The sequence below is a fragment of the Pseudomonas sp. GW821-FHT09C09 genome, from assembly GCF_059418105.1.
Window position 1 is genome coordinate 617,645 of sequence record NZ_JBWKPF010000004.1, and the last position, 15,582, is coordinate 633,226.

Annotated in this window: 13 protein-coding genes; 7 read left to right on the top strand and 6 right to left on the bottom strand. The window is 61.7% G+C overall.

Going from position 1 to position 15,582, the window contains the following annotated elements; genetic code table 11:
- Positions 1 to 23 precede the first annotated feature (23 nt).
- Both AC07NR_RS16335 and AC07NR_RS16340 read right to left on the bottom strand, forming a co-directional pair.
- Positions 24 to 869, bottom strand: a complete 846-nt coding sequence (locus tag AC07NR_RS16335; protein ID WP_085712623.1) for a sulfotransferase family protein — start codon at positions 867 to 869, stop codon at positions 24 to 26.
- A gap of 138 nt (positions 870 to 1,007) precedes the next feature.
- Positions 1,008 to 2,603, bottom strand: a complete 1,596-nt coding sequence (locus AC07NR_RS16340) for a glycosyltransferase family 39 protein (RefSeq protein ID WP_495078951.1) — start codon at positions 2,601 to 2,603, stop codon at positions 1,008 to 1,010.
- 241 nt (positions 2,604 to 2,844) lie between these two features.
- On the opposite strand from AC07NR_RS16340, the gene AC07NR_RS16345 reads away from it, so the two are divergent.
- The 7 genes from AC07NR_RS16345 to AC07NR_RS16375 all read left to right on the top strand — a co-directional run bounded on the left by AC07NR_RS16345 (position 2,845) and on the right by AC07NR_RS16375 (position 10,688).
- A complete protein-coding gene (locus AC07NR_RS16345) occupies positions 2,845 to 3,432 on the top strand; it encodes a phage tail protein (protein WP_085733413.1) in 588 nt (195 codons plus the stop codon).
- Positions 3,433 to 3,490: 58 nt separating this feature from the next.
- A complete protein-coding gene (locus AC07NR_RS16350; protein ID WP_248738721.1) occupies positions 3,491 to 3,802 on the top strand; it encodes a DUF6916 family protein in 312 nt (103 codons plus the stop codon).
- A 169-nt stretch (positions 3,803 to 3,971) separates the two neighbouring features.
- Positions 3,972 to 6,041, top strand: a complete 2,070-nt coding sequence (locus AC07NR_RS16355) for a type VI secretion system Vgr family protein (RefSeq protein ID WP_495078952.1) — start codon at positions 3,972 to 3,974, stop codon at positions 6,039 to 6,041.
- Positions 6,038 to 6,886: a DUF4123 domain-containing protein gene (locus tag AC07NR_RS16360; protein ID WP_495078953.1), complete on the top strand. Its 849-nt coding sequence runs from the start codon at positions 6,038 to 6,040 to the stop codon at positions 6,884 to 6,886. Before AC07NR_RS16355 ends, AC07NR_RS16360 begins: the two co-directional genes overlap by 4 nt.
- On the top strand, positions 6,883 to 7,656 hold the full coding sequence (locus AC07NR_RS16365) for a hypothetical protein (RefSeq protein WP_495078954.1): 774 nt from the start codon (positions 6,883 to 6,885) through the stop codon (positions 7,654 to 7,656). Before AC07NR_RS16360 ends, AC07NR_RS16365 begins: the two co-directional genes overlap by 4 nt.
- Positions 7,657 to 7,668: 12 nt before the next feature.
- A complete protein-coding gene (locus AC07NR_RS16370; RefSeq protein ID WP_495078955.1) occupies positions 7,669 to 8,508 on the top strand; it encodes a hypothetical protein in 840 nt (279 codons plus the stop codon).
- The gene (locus AC07NR_RS16375; protein WP_495078956.1) at positions 8,505 to 10,688 is read left to right on the top strand and encodes a lipase family protein; all 2,184 of its coding nucleotides are present in this window, start codon (positions 8,505 to 8,507) and stop codon (positions 10,686 to 10,688) included. Before AC07NR_RS16370 ends, AC07NR_RS16375 begins: the two co-directional genes overlap by 4 nt.
- Before the next feature lies 1 nt (position 10,689).
- On the opposite strand, the gene AC07NR_RS16380 is transcribed toward AC07NR_RS16375, so the two are convergent.
- The 4 genes from AC07NR_RS16380 to AC07NR_RS16395 are packed head-to-tail and all read right to left on the bottom strand — an operon-like array spanning position 10,690 to position 15,385.
- On the bottom strand, positions 10,690 to 11,181 hold the full coding sequence (locus tag AC07NR_RS16380; RefSeq protein ID WP_495078957.1) for a GNAT family N-acetyltransferase: 492 nt from the start codon (positions 11,179 to 11,181) through the stop codon (positions 10,690 to 10,692).
- Between the two features lie 11 nt (positions 11,182 to 11,192).
- Positions 11,193 to 13,289: a site-2 protease family protein gene (locus AC07NR_RS16385; RefSeq protein ID WP_438300315.1), complete on the bottom strand. Its 2,097-nt coding sequence runs from the start codon at positions 13,287 to 13,289 to the stop codon at positions 11,193 to 11,195.
- A complete protein-coding gene (locus tag AC07NR_RS16390) occupies positions 13,290 to 14,609 on the bottom strand; it encodes an efflux RND transporter periplasmic adaptor subunit (RefSeq protein ID WP_495078958.1) in 1,320 nt (439 codons plus the stop codon).
- Positions 14,606 to 15,385, bottom strand: coding sequence for an efflux RND transporter periplasmic adaptor subunit (locus AC07NR_RS16395; RefSeq protein WP_085712616.1), 780 nt, complete (start codon positions 15,383 to 15,385; stop codon positions 14,606 to 14,608). The genes AC07NR_RS16390 and AC07NR_RS16395 overlap by 4 nt, the downstream gene beginning before the upstream one ends.
- Positions 15,386 to 15,582 lie beyond the last annotated feature (197 nt).

Below are 15,582 nucleotides of genomic sequence, written 5' to 3' on the forward strand. Positions count from 1 at the left end.
CGCATCAATGAAAAACGCCGCGATCAACTGATCGCGGCGTCGGACTTCATACGAATCACATTGGCAGCGCTGGCTGAGCCATCGAGCCAGAAGGACAGATCGGCGTATTGCTTGAACAGGTCCGGCGGCAGAATCGTGCGCCGGGACTGCAGGGCGACCTTGGGTTTGACCTTGTGCAGGCCGGCCACACCCAGGGCCTGGTCGAACTCCGGCGCGTCATAGGCCAGGTGCTCGAAATCGTGCTCGAACCACGGCTCGCCGATGAAGTCGTAGACCAGCCGCAGCACGCGCTCCGGGGCCTGGGTCAGCAAGTCGTAATCGACGATCAGCAGCGAATCGGCGTGCTCGCCGTAATAGGCTTCCTTGAGTGCCGCCCAGGCAAAACCCACCAGGCGGTTGCGCTGGGCCAGGGTTTCGCAGCGGCTGTAGACGGTGTTGCGCTCGACGGCATCGCCGAACAGCTTGGTGTTTTCGTAAGGGTTGGCGCGGTAGAGCCGCTCCAGGCTGTCCATCACCCAGGCAACGTTGCGCACGCAGGCGATGACCTTGGCTTTGGGGAACAGATCGCTGATGGCCGGCAGGCGCGAGCTCCACTGCCGGTTGGTGTCGAACACCACCGGTTTGTCGGCCTTGTCGGCGTAGTAGGAATCGAACAGGCCGCGCAACAGGCGACGGCGCATGTCGGTGTCGATCACCGCGCCGAATTCGCTGCCGGCGCTGCATTGTTCAAGGACACCGGAAAACAGTGCGCCGACCGGGCTGGTCATGCCCGCATGGAAGCGCGGATTCTGCAAAAGGATCGCAGAAAGGAGGGTCGAGCCCGAGCGCGGCAAGCCGGAGATAAAGTGGAACTGCTGCAATCCCTTCACCTTACTTTGTAAGTCCTTTTGTCCGACGAGCGTAGTCCAACAATACCCTTTCGACTAGTAGTGTTTTGACATCAACATAGAGCAAAACGGACTTGTTAGACCATTTCTTATCGCGAACAGTAAGGTGAAGCGTTTAAGTCATTCCCTGTTGGTACGATCGTCCTTTTCCAGAACGAAAAGTCGCGCTTTTGCCCCGCCAGCATTGGACTGATCACGCAGCTGCCAGGTCTTGGGCAGAGGCAGGAACGGGTCCGCAACTTCCGGGTCCAGGTCACCGATCAGCCAGACCCGGGAACTGTCCTTCGGCAGATCCGCGAGACGATCCAGATAAACCTCATCGGACACCAGTGTGCCGAAACCGTAATGGTTCGGACGCGTCGAGCGCCCGTCGGCGGCAGGCGGCGTATACAAGCGGATTTGCGCATCCGTGCGGTTGTAGTAGACGTAGCTCAGGTACCAGAGCATGTCGCTGGTGACGATCCGGTCGCCACTGACGAAGTGGTGGTTGATGTGATCGACCATCACGTTGAACTGGTCATTGGGATCGACCGTGGCGTTGGTGTTCACCCCGACCATTTCGATTCCGACAAACGCCACCAGCACCGCCATCGCCAATACGCGAACGCGGCTGTACAGGCGGTCGATGGCCAGCGCCGCCAGCATCGGCAGGCCCAATGCATAAGCCGTCAGATAGCGTTCGATGAACACCGGGCTGATGAACGACACCGCGAACACCAGAAACAACGGCACACCGGTATAGAGCGCCAGCAACACGCTGCCATGGTTCACGCTGCGGTCACGGGCGACGGCCACGCCCGCCAGCGCCAGCATGGCCAGGGGCATGCCGCAGAACAGCAGCAGCGGAAGGTGATCGCCCTCGTTCTGGATCAGCCACAGCCAGATCATCGACGGCAGCGAGGACAGGGTCACCGGGTCTTCCCAGCCCACATCGCCACCGACCTTGAGTTCTTCCATGTGCTGCGTCAGATCGAGCAGGTTCGGCAGCCACGGCAGGTAAAGCGCGACGATCGCCAGGTTGGCCAGCCACCAGTCCTTGCGCTGGATATGCCGCAGGCGATAACCCGGCAACAGGCGGATCAGCCCCAGATACAGCCAATGGCTCAGCGCCGCCAGCACCGCGAAGTAGTGGGTGTACAACGCGGCGCTCATCAGCAGCGCATAAATCACCAGATACCGTCGGCGCTGCGGGCGTCTGACCCAGCAGATCAACGCCAGGGTGGTGCCGACCAGCAACAGTCCGAGCAGCGAGTACATGCGCACTTCCTGGCTGTAGCGCACCGCCGTCGGCAACAGCGCCAGCAGCACCCCGGCGATGATCGCGGCGCGGCGGGTCGCCAGACGATCGACCAGACACATGCCCAGCCCGACCGTAGCGATGCCGGCCAGGGCACTGAGGCTGCGGATCGACAGGATCCCTTCGCCAAACAGTCCGATCCAGCCGTGCAGCAGCATGAAGTACAACGGCGGATGCACATCGAACGCGGCGTGCTCCCAGATACCGCCCAGCGTATAGCGCGCCAGCAGCAGGCTGGAGCCTTCGTCACCCCAGATCGCGGCGGCGGTCAGGTCATAAAACCGCACGGCTGTCGCCAACAGCAAAATCGGTATCAGCCACTGCTGGCGAACCCAGCGCAGCAGACGCCGGACACCGGCATTCGGTGCGGCAAACGGGTCCTGGGTATCCCCCAGCGGAGTCTCTCGACGCGCTTCCATCAACCTTCCCTTACGGTATTCCGAGTAAAAAACAGCGCCATTCATTGCGCACACTGTAGGCCAGAGCCGAAGCCGACGCGCGGCCGCGACGACGTCCGGCAAGTCCGCCGATCCGGGTCTACGCTACGGCTTGGCGTGACCTGCCCGCGCAAATGGAAGGCGTCAGTAAAACGTTTCGACCTGCCCGGCAACACAGGCTAACGCGCGGCGCGCCAACCACATAACAGAAGGATGAGGAACCATGGAAGTCTTTATGGGTACGATTCAACCGTTCGCCTTCAACTTCGCTCCCAGTGGCTGGGCCCTGTGTAATGGACAGATCCTTTCCATTGCGCAATACAACGCGTTGTTCGCGTTGCTGGGCACTTACTACGGCGGCAACGGCACGACCAACTTTCAGTTGCCCAACCTGCAGGGCCGCGTGCCAATGGCCCAGGGCAACGGTCTGGGTCTGACGCCGCGCGTCATCGGTCAGGTGGCCGGTACGGAAAGCGTCACCGCCACCATTGCCAACATGCCCAACCACACCCACGCGATGACCGGTCTCACCGCCAACACGGCCTTGTCGCTGGCGGTACCTGCCAGCAATCCGGCGACCGTACCGACTGCCACCAATTCCTACATCGGTGCGTCCGGCGGCGGCCCCGGCTCGGCGAACATCTACTCCGACGCCCAGGGCGCCACGCCGGTGCCACTCAAAGGTGTAACCACCACCGTCACCGGCGACATTTCCTCCACCGGCGGCAGCCAGCCGCTGGGCATCATGAACCCCTTCCTGGTCCTCAACTTCAGCGTTGCCCTGAACGGTCTCTTTCCGTCGCGCAACTGAGCAATCGTCCGGGGGCCCCGAGCCCCCGGACGTTTGGTTTTTTCTCTGGAGTCAGACCATGCTGCAATCGGTTCAGATCGAACACCTCCAGCCATTGCTGGGGCAACAACGCACGCTGCACCTGCCGGATGGCACGGCGCTGCCGATTCAACTCGCTCACCTTGAAGAAGTCCCGTCGGCGAAAATGCGCTACAGCGAACGCATGCCCTTCTGCCTCGAATTCAACAGCCTGGAGCCGACCGAGTTTGTCGACGGCCTGTGCGCACTGGAGTTGCCGGAGTTCGGCCGGGTGGAGGACATTTTCGTGTCACGAGTGCCGGCGATGGGGCGGGATCCGCAGTTGGGCTACTTCTGTATTTCCTTCAACTGATACCCACTGCGGAATCTTCGCGAAACCTTGTAGGCAAAAGATGTAGGACTAAAGCCAAGGCCTTGTAGGCCGGACTCTTCAACCGATTTTATTGGGAAACGTCCGACATCATTTCCCGGCTCACCTTGTTAGCGTTGTTCCGAATCCGTCACAGGACGAGGAACAACGGATGTTCAATGCCAACGCACGCTTTCGCCTTACGACCGACGACTTTAAACACGATTTTCAAGTGCTGTCCTTCAGCGGCAGCGAAGCCATCAGCGAGCCGTTTGCCTTCAAGGTCGAGCTGGTCGGCACCAGACCGGATGCCGATCTTCCAGGCCTGATGCATCAACAGGCCTTTCTTGCCTTCGATGACCACGGCCACGGCATACACGGACAGATCCAGCACATCGGCCGCGGCAATATCGGCGAACGGTTGACGCGATACAGCCTGACCCTCGCCCCTTGCCTGGCCAATCTTCGCCATCGCGTCAATCAGCGGATTTTCCAGAACCTGAGCGTTGCGCGAATCATCGCGCAGATTCTCGAAGAGCATGGCATCCACGCCGATCGCTACCGGTTCCAGCTCGGCCACCCGTTGCCGGATCGCGAATATTGCGTGCAGTACAACGAGTCCGACCTGCACTTCATCCAGCGCCTGTGCCAGGAAGACGGCTTGCATTACCACTTCCGGCACAGCCGCGACCGACACCTGCTGGTCTTTGGCGACGACCAGACCGTGTTCCCCCGCCTCGCTCGGCCAACACGCTTTAAACCGCACAACGCCATGGTCGCCGACAGGCCGGTGATTCAGCGATTCGACTATCGGCTCGAAACCCGGCCCAACCACGCCTCCAGCCGCGCCTACGACTTCAAAAAGGCGCGAATGTTGCTGGAAGCGGATGCCCGCAATCCCGATCGGCACCTCCAGCCCGATCCCGGGGTTTACGAATATCCGGGACGCTACCTCGATCGCGAGCACGGCAAGCAACTGGCCCGGCGAGCGCTGGAACGTCACCGTGCCGATGACTGCCTGGGCGAAGGCGACAGCAATGAACCGGCGCTGGTGTCGGGGCATTTTCTGTCACTGACCGAACATCCCGATCCGGCATTCAACGACCTGTGGCTGCTGACCGAAATCCGCCATGAAGGCAAACAACCGCAAGTGCTGGAGGAAACCGCTGACCATGCGTCAGCCGATCCCGAAAAGGACTTCATCCAGGGCTACCGCAACCACTTCAAGGCAACGCCCTGGGAGGCGATCCATCGACCGCCGTTGCGCTACCGCAAACCCCGCATCGGCTCGACCCAGACCGCCGTGGTCACCGGCCCGGAAGGCGAAGACATCCATTGCGACCCGTACGGCCGGGTCAAGGTGCAGTTCTTCTGGGATCGCGAAGGCCGCCACATCGACAAGAGCAGTTGCTGGCTGCGGGTGGCCTCGGGCTGGGCCGGCAATGCCCATGGCAGCGTGATCATCCCGCGCGTGGGCATGGAAGTACTGGTGACCTTTCTCCACGGCGACCCCGACCGTCCGGTAATCAGCGGTTGCCTGAACAACAGCGCCAACCCGGTGCCCTACGAGTTGCCGGCGCACAAGACCCGCAGTGTGTTTCGCTCCCGCAGTTCGCCGGGCAGCACGGGCTTCAACGAGCTGATGATCGAAGACCGCGCAGGCCAGGAGCAGATTTACCTGCGCGCCCAGCGCGACCTGCTACAGAAGGTCGAGCACGACAGTCATCTGGACATCGGCAACCAACGCCGGGAATCCATCAGGGGCAACAGTTTCAGCGCGCTGCACGCGGAAGAACACCGCCTCGTCACCGGTCATCGCAAGACCCATCTCAAGGCCAGCGACTACCTGCACGTCGGCGAAAGCAGCCACACCCGGGTCGGTCAATCACTGACGACCGAAGCCGCCGGACAGCTGTGCCTCAGCGCGGGCGAACATCTGGTGCTGGAGGCGGGAAAAAGCATCAGTCTGAAAGTCGGTGGCGAGCATTTTGTCCTCGATCACAGCGGCCTTTTCGGCAGCAGCGACTTGCTGATCGGCGGCGTGCCCGCGACCTTCCTGCGCGCCCCGCTGTTGCAGCCCGACGGTATTGAAGACCTGTCGGCGCCCGCGCCTTTGCCGCCATTGGTGGCGCCCTCACAACAGGCATTGATGGCCGCCAGCAAAACCCTGGGCGCGGATTTCTGCCCGATCTGCGAAGCCTGCCGCACAGGTGCGTGCCCGATCCCGGAGGCTGCCGCATGACCGACGCCCTTGTACGACGCTGGCTGATCGAACAACACCGCGCCGGTTGCCTCCTGTGCCTGGTCCTCGACTCGCAGAACGAACGCGACATGCGCCAGCGCTGGCTGAAGAGCAGCCGTTACGAGCAATACGCCAGCCTCTACAGCGAAACCGCAGTCGCCGAACTGGCCGACACCGGCCCGTTCCTCTTCACCTTCGACCAGCCCGACGACCGCCGTCTCGATGCCCTGCTCGACAGACCGGATAGCCATTGGGGATGGTTGGCCAGCCTGGGCAAAGGCGAGCTGAAGAGCTGGGTCCGGCACTGGCAGGAGCGGCTGATCGTCGGCGTCCGTCCGCATCAGGCGCTGTACCGCTTTCACGATAACCGGGTGCTGACCCGGGCGCTGGAGCATCTGCCGGTCGAGGCTTTGCCGGCGTATCTCGGACCAGCGATCAGCGTTTGCCATTGGCAGGGCTCGCACTGGCAGATGACCGACAACCCCGCGCCGGGCAGCTACCCCGTGCCGGACACGCCGCCGTGGCTGCAACTGCCGATGCCTGACGAACAAGCCATGGAGATTCGCCTGGCCAATGCCCACCGCTTTTTGCTGGCCGAACATGTAAAGGCTTATTCCGCGCTGGCGTGCGCTCAGGATCCGCACATCTGGCTGCGTGAACGACTGGAACTGGCCGAAACCTGGGACTGGCTGGCGCCGGAGCGGCTGGAGTTTCTGCTGGTCCAGAGCCTGCAAACTCCGAATCCCGCGCCCCATTGGCAAGCCCGACCCGACGAAACGCCGGATGAACACTTTGATCGGGTTTACCAGCTATCGAAGCACTGGAACGGGGAGGCGCCCTCATGAAAATTCCGCTCAAAAGCCTCGGTCTGATCGGCTGTTTCGCGGCACTGGGAGGCTGCAGGACCGAACCGCCCAACACCTTCAAATTCACAGCCGATTTGCCGCCGGGGTTTGCCTACGTCGCAGCGGTTTACTACGTCCCCGAAAAAGGCCAGACCTGCACCGTCGACAGACGGGACAACCTTGCGCCGGTGTTCAACAGCAAGTGGCGCACGGACTACAAGCCGGATGCCGAAATCACGATTCGCAAGACGGTTAAGGGGTGTCCGTTGGTTATCAGAAAAATCTCCCTGGAAATCAACTCTGCGTATGGCAAGGACTGGGGAGACATCAGCGGTGATCAAGGCATGGTGATCATTCGTGATGTGCTGGAAGAACAGTACAAAAACACCTTCAACGATGCTGGGGAAAGCTTCATTTACAGCCAGTGCGAATGGTGGTTCCGCACAGTGGGGACCAACCGCCGTATCGTCAAGATTCTTGATTGCTCCTCATCCAATGCCCAAGGAACCCGAGAGCAGGGCAAAACATTTTCTGCCTTCACTCTTGAACAACTACCAGGCAAAACCTTGCGGCTAAAAGTCGGGCTAGCAGAAAAGGAAAAGCCTGGATGGGGGGATACATGGGTGAAGGTGCCGAATGGTTGGAAGCGCTGCATGGGCGAAAGCCTCGAAGATCAAGATGCCTACTGCCGCGGCAATTACACCGACTTCAGCACATTCAAAATGCCTGATGGCCGCGTCTGCACTATTTATCCAAGTTGCACGGAATAAGGAGGGCACGCCATGGAATTATTTGAAAAGGATCTGCAATCTCCAACACTGACCTCACCGTTGATCAGACTCGCGCTGCGCAGTGCGACTTTGGCTAGTTGCCTTGCCCTCATCGCGGCCTGCAAAACCGCCCCCCTAAACACCTTCAAATTTACAGCCGACCTGCCGCCGGGATTTGCCTATGTCGCAGCGGTTTATTACGTACCCGAAAAAGGCCAGACCTGCACCGTCGACAGACGCGACAACCTTGCCCCGGTGTTCAACAGCAAGTGGCGAACGGACTACAAGCCGGATGCCGAAATCACGATTCGCAAGACGGTTAAGGGGTGTCCGTTGGTCGTGAGGCGAATCGAGCTGGAGATCAATTCGGCATACGGCAAAGATTGGAGCGACTTCAGCCGTGACGAAGCCATGGTTTTCATCCGTGATGATCTGGAGGAGCAGTTCAAAGGTGTGTTCAACGAAGCCGGTGAAAGCACGTTCCATGGTCAGTGTGAGTGGTGGTTCCGCACTTCGGGCAAACCGCGAATTCTAAGAAAAATCCTGGATTGCAGAACAGTCGATGTCCAGGGGGCACGTGCTTATGGCAAGACCTTCGGGGCTTTTAACCCTGATCAACTGCCAGGCAAAACCGTGAGGATGAAGATCACCTTGGCAGCGGAAGAGCGACCGGCCATCAAGGACACCTGGGTCAAAGTCCCTAACGGCTGGAAACGCTGTATGGGCGACAATTTTGAGGATCAGTACGCTTTTTGTTACGGCAACTACACGGATTTCAGCGGCTTTCAAATGCCAGACGGGCAGCAATGCACCATATATCCCGGATGTACGGAAAAGAAGGTTTCGCCATGAAGGTACTGGAGAAGGATCTGCAATCTCCGTTGAGTAGCCGCATTCTGAAATGTCCCGAGGGTGGCATATGGACAAGTTTCCAACTCATCGACGAGTTCTGCTCGGGCGAGCCCTACGCCGGGTTGGCTTATATCGCCACCGACTCGGAAGGCTATAAATACACAGGCCGCTTGGACGCTGCGGGCAAGGGCAGAGTAGACAACCATTTTGTGGGGCCAATTTCGCTGCTGTTTGATCAAGCGTACGAAGGAAAGGAAAAGCTCTACTCATATTTGCAAAGCAGACCACATTACCCCCTGAAAATCACCGAACTTCAGGTCCGAGCCGAGGCAACCCGGTACCTGAACCCAAATGCCACCCGCAGGCGCGAACGCCCGAAAATTGCAGACGGTGCGGACTACTTTCAAGTCGAAGTCCGTCATCTTGTCAGGCATGCCTCGCACCTGCCACCCGAGGTTTATCGCGATTACCCCCTCGATTCCGGGTGCGCTGCAATCATGCGCGAACACGGAAAACTTGGCGTAGCGCTGATGCCGCAACGTCACACCGTTCTTGAAGTGCGCCCGCTACGCGCGTTGCGGCCGATGTTATCCACAGCTCCGGCATTCTGTGCACTCAACCTGTACCAGCTCGCATTGATGGCGACCCTGAGTTACTGCCCTTTCGGCCAGGAACCCAAAGTCCCTTCCGCCGAAACCAGATCCGTTAAGTTTCCGCTGCAACCCAGCGTCGGAAACTGGTTCGGCGATGCACTGGCCAAGGGAGAGGAACTGTGGAAAGTCGACAACGCTCAGACCAAATTCTATTACCCGCTCTACGAGGATGTTTCGTACTCAAGAAGGCTAGAGATCATTCCGTTTGACCCGAACCTCTATGCAGTCAACAGGCACAGCCCTGAACGGGATCCGGAACACCCGGCCAGCGTCCACTTCCTCGACGACATCGGTAATAAAGACAGCACCGACACCCAAGCCTTCATCACCCACAACGACGAACTGATCCTGATCGCCGTTCGCGGCACTGCCGAGATCATCGCCGATGGATTACGTGATGCCGATGCCTTGCAAGTGCCATTTGCCGAAGGTGAAGGCAAGGTACATAGGGGTTTCTATGAAGCGGCCAGGAAAGCCGCGACTTTCGCCGTCAGCTACCTCGAAAAATTCTACACCGGCCAAACCCTCCTGATCTGCGGCCACAGCCTCGGCGGCGCTATCACGTTGCTGCTGTCCGAAATGCTCCGGCGTCGGCCCGAGGGCTACAACATCCAGCTCTACACCTACGGCGCCCCCCGCGCCGGCGACGCGGATTTCGTGAAGGGCGCAGCCGATCTCGTGCATCACCGCATGGTCAACCATAACGACCCGGTGCCCAGCGTGCCCGGCAGCTGGATGAACACCAAGGCCGATATCTACGGCACCGGGGCGGCGCTGACGTTCGTCAATGTGCCGGTGGGGCTGTCGGTGTTCGTCGCCGGCATCACCAACTGGACCGGAGAGGCCTACGACCACCATGGCAGCCTGCGACACGCCATGCCGGTGGAGTTCGGGCGTCAGCAGGTGTCTTCGATCCTGTGGGAGCCGGGTTGCGACACCATTACCCAGCACGCCGCATGCGATGTAGCGATCCGGCAGCGGCACGGTTTGCCGGATCGGCCGACGTTGCTCAAACAGATTTTCGACGCCGGGCATCACTCAATGACCGGGGCGTACATTCCGGCGTGCTGGACGGTGTTGCGGCGTTGGCAGGAGGCCCAGGAATCAAGCCGTTCGCTGGTCACCGAACGGGAGTTTGCTGTGGTGGAGTCGGCCCTGGAGCGCATCACCCACCAATTGCGCACCCGGCGCAACAACCTGCCGGGACGCCCGGACAGTTACGTGCGCACTCAGTCCGGCACCCTTGATGCGCTTAATCGTGAGGTCGAAAGAATTCGCGTGACACGTGAGCGCCTGGCAATCCTTCGCCATCGGCGCATCACGACTCAGGACGTTTACGGGCAACTGGCAGAACAACCGGAACGACTGGCCGAAAGCCTGCCGCGCTGGCAGCTGCACCCGGAAAACGCTGCAGCCGAACAGCTCGCCATGGCGCCGGACGCTGCCGAAGACGACCCGCTGCTGGCGACGCTCTACGGCCACAAGATCGGCGCGCCGCACACCTTCGATATCAACTCGATCATCTGACTCAACCCTGTGGATACCACACCAGACGCTCCGCCGCCGGATTGCGCTCTTCCACCGCAAACCCCAGCGCCAGGTAATGCTGGCGCGCATGGGGGTTGTTGGCCCAGACCACCGTCGCCACCGGGCAACGCACTTGCTGCGCGGCCTTCTGCACACCTTGCAGCACGGTTCGTCCGTAACCCTTGCCCCGGGCCTGAGGGATGAAGGCGATGTACAACACGCGGATTTCGTTGGGACCGAAATCGGTGCTCAGCGCGCCAACGGCCGTGCCGAGTTTTTCCACGACGTAGTGCATGGCATTCGGATGGTTTTCACTCATGCCCTGCTCCTGCACCTGAAACTGCTGGGCGACGATTTGCTGCACCTGTTCCTGCTCGCCGTCGATCCATTGCAGATCCGGCCGCGCCGATTGATACAGGCTTTGCAGAAAGGGGCCGTCAGTCGCCCGCGAAGGCCGCACCACCAATCCGTCCGCTGCCAGGTTTTCCGTCATCTTCATGCTCCCTAGAAACCGCTTTCCCTGACCCCCAGCGCCGCCAGCCGACGCCAGGCCACGCCGAGCACCGATTCGCCGCTGCCCTGCAGAACCACCACGCCGCGTAAAGGCTGTACCGGCGTCGGTGGCTGATCCAGCGTAGTCAATCGCGCGCCGTATTGCGCCTGCACCGGTTCCGCCCGTTGCTGTTGATCGCGGCGCACGGCAATCGGCCCGTGATGGTCGGAGGTCAGGGCTTCCTGATCGACATAGGCCACGCCATTGGTATCGATTTCATCGAGTTTCACGGTGATCGCCGGGTGCATCGGATCATCGGCGATAAACCGCCCGGTGGCCCCCGGTTTGACCCGCCACAGTTCAGCTTCGGCCACATAACCACGCAGTCGCGAGCCGTCCTCGACCACTCGCGCCAGCGCATCCTTGCTCGACAGCCAGCGGCCCGGCGTCAGGTTCGGCAACAGGTCGCGCACCGTGCCGGCGTGGGGCGCCCGCAGCAGCAGGCGTTCGCGGCGGGCGGACAGGCCTCGGTATTCCGCCACGGCTTCGGCGAGGCGTTGTTCGACGATGCCGGCGTCGGCGGCGGTTTCGCTACGACCGGCCTGACGGCGCATCAGCAACTGCTGAATCTGGATTTCCCGGCGGACGATGGCCTGTCGCGAGTCGAGATCCGGTGATTCCAGTTCGATCAACACGTCGCCCTGAGCGACCTTCTGGCCGTCCGCAACCTTCACCGTTTTGACCCGCGCCGCCACCGGCGCATGCAACGCACTGGCCCGACCGCCCTCGAGCATCGTCGGCAGTTCGACCGCGCTGCGCCACGGCACGATCAGCACCAGCAACAGGCCGAGTACCGCCAGGCTGCTGAGCAACACCCGGGGGCCGTGGGCCTGTTCGCGGCGGCTCCACCACTGGCGCCACTCACTCATGATCGGCAGAAAGATGAACCACACCAGTTCCACCAGCATCAGGAAGATCCCCAACACCTTGAAGAACAGGTGATAGACCGCCAGCGCGATCCCGAAAAACAACGCCGCACGCCATAACCACGAGCCATACCCCCAGATCAGCAAACGCCGCTGCATCGCCGGCGACCAAGGCTCCGGCGCCGGTGCGCCATAGCCGAACAAGAATTCCCGCAGGCGCCAGCGACAGAAGGCAAAGGCCCGGCCCTGAAGGTTGTCGACTTCCCACAGATCGCTGAGCAGAAAGTAGCCATCGAAACGCATGAACGGGTTGAGATTGACCACCAGTGTGGTGATCCAGGTCGCGCTGGCGAGCATGAACGCCGCCGTGCGCGCCGGGCCGTCCGGCAGCAGTGACCAGACCAGCAACGCGATGCAGGCCAGCAGCAATTCCGCCAGCACCCCGCCGGCACCGATCAGCAGTCGCGCACGCCGGTCGTTGACCCGCCAGGCATCGCTGACGTCGGTGTAGAACATCGGCAGCAAGACCATGAACGCCACGCCCATGCTCTGCACCCGACACCCGGCGCGCTTGGCCATGAACGCGTGGCCGAACTCGTGGCAGAGCTTGGCGAAGAACAGCGCCACACCGAACGAAATCGCCCCGCCGAGGCTGAACAGGTGCGGGAAGGTGCCGACGAAGCGCTGCCAGTCCCGCGACACCAGAAACACCCCGAGTCCCAGGGTCGCCGGAAAACCGTAGCGCAAAATCCTTGGCCCGAATCGTTGAAGCCACGGCCACGCCCGATTGAGAAAAGCGTCCGGACGCCACAATGGAATACGAAAGAACAGATATTGATGGAGCAGGATTTTCCACAGGCTCTGGCGCTGCGCGAGGGCCTTGAGTTGATAGCTGGCGCGTTGCTGATCGTCGAGGGCGCTGATCAGGTCATGCCCGCGCAGGAACGTCAGCAGTTGCTCCAGCTCGACGCCGTCCAGTGGCAAGCCCGGTTCGCGGTTGGCGGCGCGCAGCACTTGCTCCGGATCGCCCAGCGACCAGTGGCGCAACAGGCGCATCGCCGCCGTGCCGAGTTTGAAATAGCGCCCGCGCACCGGGTCGGCCAGGGTCCAGCGCGGCGAGCCGTCCAGCGCCGGCGCCGCGGGCGACAATTGCAGGTCGGCACGCAGGCTCGGCAGGTTCATTTACAGGCCCACGCTCTGACGCAAACCGGCCAATGGGCGGCGCAGCAGATACAGCGCCAGCGGCGCGCGGTCGCCGAAGATCTTCGCCGTGCCGCGCAGGCCGATACGCGGCGGCGCGTCGGTAAAATTCGCATCCAGCCGATAGGCCAGTTGGCCGCCGGCGGTGGGCTGCGCTTCATAGGCCGAACGCTCGAGTCGGGCGACATGACGTTGCAGCGGATCGCTGTCGAGGAACAGCGCAATGTCGGCGCCCGGCTCCAGCGAAATCGCGTCGCCCACCGCCAGCTCGATGCGCAATTCGGCCTGGTTCGGGTCGGCGATTTCCATCAGCCGTTCGCCGGTCTGCACCGGTTTGCCGGTCCAGCGCTCGGCGTCGGCGAACACCGCGATACCGTCGCGCTCGGCACGCACTTCGCTGCGGTTGAGCAGTTCCCGGGCGTAGTCCCGTTCGGCGCGTTTCTGCTCGACGCGGGCGGCCAGCAGATCCACCCGCGAACTGGATTCGGCGTCGGCGAATGCACGTTGGGAATTGGCTTTGAGCTCGGCTTCAGCCACACCGAGCGCACGCTCGGCGACATCGGCCTGGGCCTTGAGGGTGGTGCTTTCGAAGCGCAGCAGCAGATCGCCGGTCTTCACGTTCTGATTGGGTTTGACCAGAAACTCGGCGATCACCCCGTCCAGCGGCGCTGCCACCACGCGACCACCCAAGGGCACCACTTCCGCCGGGGCCAGCACCGACTGGCGCACCGGGATCAACAAACCGAGCAACAGCACAGCGACCAGCGCCACCTGGCGTTTGCGGGTCCAGCGCAGCCGCCACGGCTTGCGCGGTTGCAAGGCCAGCCAGGCGTGGCTGTAGGTGTCGCCCAGTTGCGACAGCAGCACTTGTTCGGAAGGGTTCCACGGTACGTCGCGGGCCAGCCACAATCCGCCGAACACCTGACCCTCGCGGTCGATCAGCGGCAGCCAGAACACCTGCAGCGCCGACAGACTGCGCCAGTCGCTCTGGATCGATTCACTGACCATTTCGGGCGAGATCACCCGCGCCACCTTCAGTACATCCTGCTTGAACAGCTGCGCCACCGCCTGCTCGACGAACGCCACGAACGGCGCATTCGGCTCCACCGCGCTGACACCGGTCACGGCCTGCACCTTTCCGGCGATCAGTAGCGCCGCATGGCGATAGCCGAACAGCGGCTGCCCGTCATTGACCAGGCTGTAGGCCAGTTGCGAAGCATCACGGGCGGCGCGGGTCTGCCGTTCGAGATCGAGAAACCGCGCGAACACCTGCTCGGCGGCGCCGCTGACCGGGGCGTTCACTTGAGCTCCGGAAAACGCGCAGTGCCGCTCATGCCGGCGAGCAGGCCTTTGGCTTCAGGGAGTGTGGCGACCAGCAACAGGGTTTGACTGCCCTCATCGATCCGCGCGCCAAGGCGTTTGACCGTGGCGTCGATAGGCTGGCCGGTTTCATCGGGAACGAAGCTGAAGGTCTGGCCGGGCTTGAGCTTGGCCATCCAGCGCGACGGCACCAGCAGATGGATTTCCAGGGTACGGTTGTCCACCACATCGAGCAGCGGCGCCCCGGCCGATACGCTTTCGTAGCGTTGCACCTTGCGCTCGACCACTTGCCCGTCGAACGGCGCGACCACGCTGCAGCGTTTGACCTGGACTTGATAAACCTGGGATTGCGCCTGGGTCTCGCTGACCTTGGCCTCGGCCCGGGCCACTTCGAAACGCCCGACAGAATTGAGCGCCGCCAGTTGCCGGTTGTGCGCCAGCTCTTCGCCGGCGCCACGGCTGGCGGCCTGCGCGGCGTTCAACTGGGCCTGATAGGCCGAACAGTCGAATTTCGCCAGGGTATCGCCCTTCTTGAACGACTCGCCCTCGCTGAACGGCAACTCGACAATCCGCCCGGACAACTCGCTGGCCAGCGTCGCCTGATCCCGCGCCCGCAACACACCCCGTGCTTCGCTGCTGGCCGAGGCATTGGCGGCCCCAGCGTTATCCTGCAGCGGATCGTCTGGCACAGGCGTTTGCGCCTGAACTGCACACGTTACAAAGGTCAATCCGACAACCCAACCACGAAAACGCCGCATAACCGTTACTCCCTGACGGATGAGCGGAGTCTACGACAGCGGGGTTTAGCGTCAAGCGAAAGGCCATCATTCGTCTCGAGGCGGGCGCTTTCGTCACTTACAAATTTTAGGGAAGTTTCCTACGCATCTTTCCAAAGGGCCGTTATTGCCGATTTATCGTTCGTTGCTTACTCTCACCGCACTCAACCCCGTACGTA

Excerpts from the sequence above, each read along its gene's own strand:
- AC07NR_RS16375 (WP_495078956.1), top strand. The coding sequence starts at position 8,505 with ATGAAGGTACTGGAGAAGGATCTGCAATCTCCGTTGAGTAGCCGCATT.
- AC07NR_RS16370 (WP_495078955.1), top strand. The coding sequence starts at position 7,669 with ATGGAATTATTTGAAAAGGATCTGCAATCTCCAACACTGACCTCACCG.
- AC07NR_RS16350 (WP_248738721.1), top strand. The coding sequence starts at position 3,491 with ATGCTGCAATCGGTTCAGATCGAACACCTCCAGCCATTGCTGGGGCAA.
- AC07NR_RS16345 (WP_085733413.1), top strand. The coding sequence starts at position 2,845 with ATGGAAGTCTTTATGGGTACGATTCAACCGTTCGCCTTCAACTTCGCT.
- AC07NR_RS16340 (WP_495078951.1), bottom strand. The coding sequence starts at position 2,603 with ATGGAAGCGCGTCGAGAGACTCCGCTGGGGGATACCCAGGACCCGTTT.
- AC07NR_RS16395 (WP_085712616.1), bottom strand. The coding sequence starts at position 15,385 with ATGCGGCGTTTTCGTGGTTGGGTTGTCGGATTGACCTTTGTAACGTGT.
- AC07NR_RS16355 (WP_495078952.1), top strand. The coding sequence starts at position 3,972 with ATGTTCAATGCCAACGCACGCTTTCGCCTTACGACCGACGACTTTAAA.
- AC07NR_RS16360 (WP_495078953.1), top strand. The coding sequence starts at position 6,038 with ATGACCGACGCCCTTGTACGACGCTGGCTGATCGAACAACACCGCGCC.
- AC07NR_RS16365 (WP_495078954.1), top strand. The coding sequence starts at position 6,883 with ATGAAAATTCCGCTCAAAAGCCTCGGTCTGATCGGCTGTTTCGCGGCA.
- AC07NR_RS16385 (WP_438300315.1), bottom strand. The coding sequence starts at position 13,289 with ATGAACCTGCCGAGCCTGCGTGCCGACCTGCAATTGTCGCCCGCGGCG.
- AC07NR_RS16380 (WP_495078957.1), bottom strand. The coding sequence starts at position 11,181 with ATGACGGAAAACCTGGCAGCGGACGGATTGGTGGTGCGGCCTTCGCGG.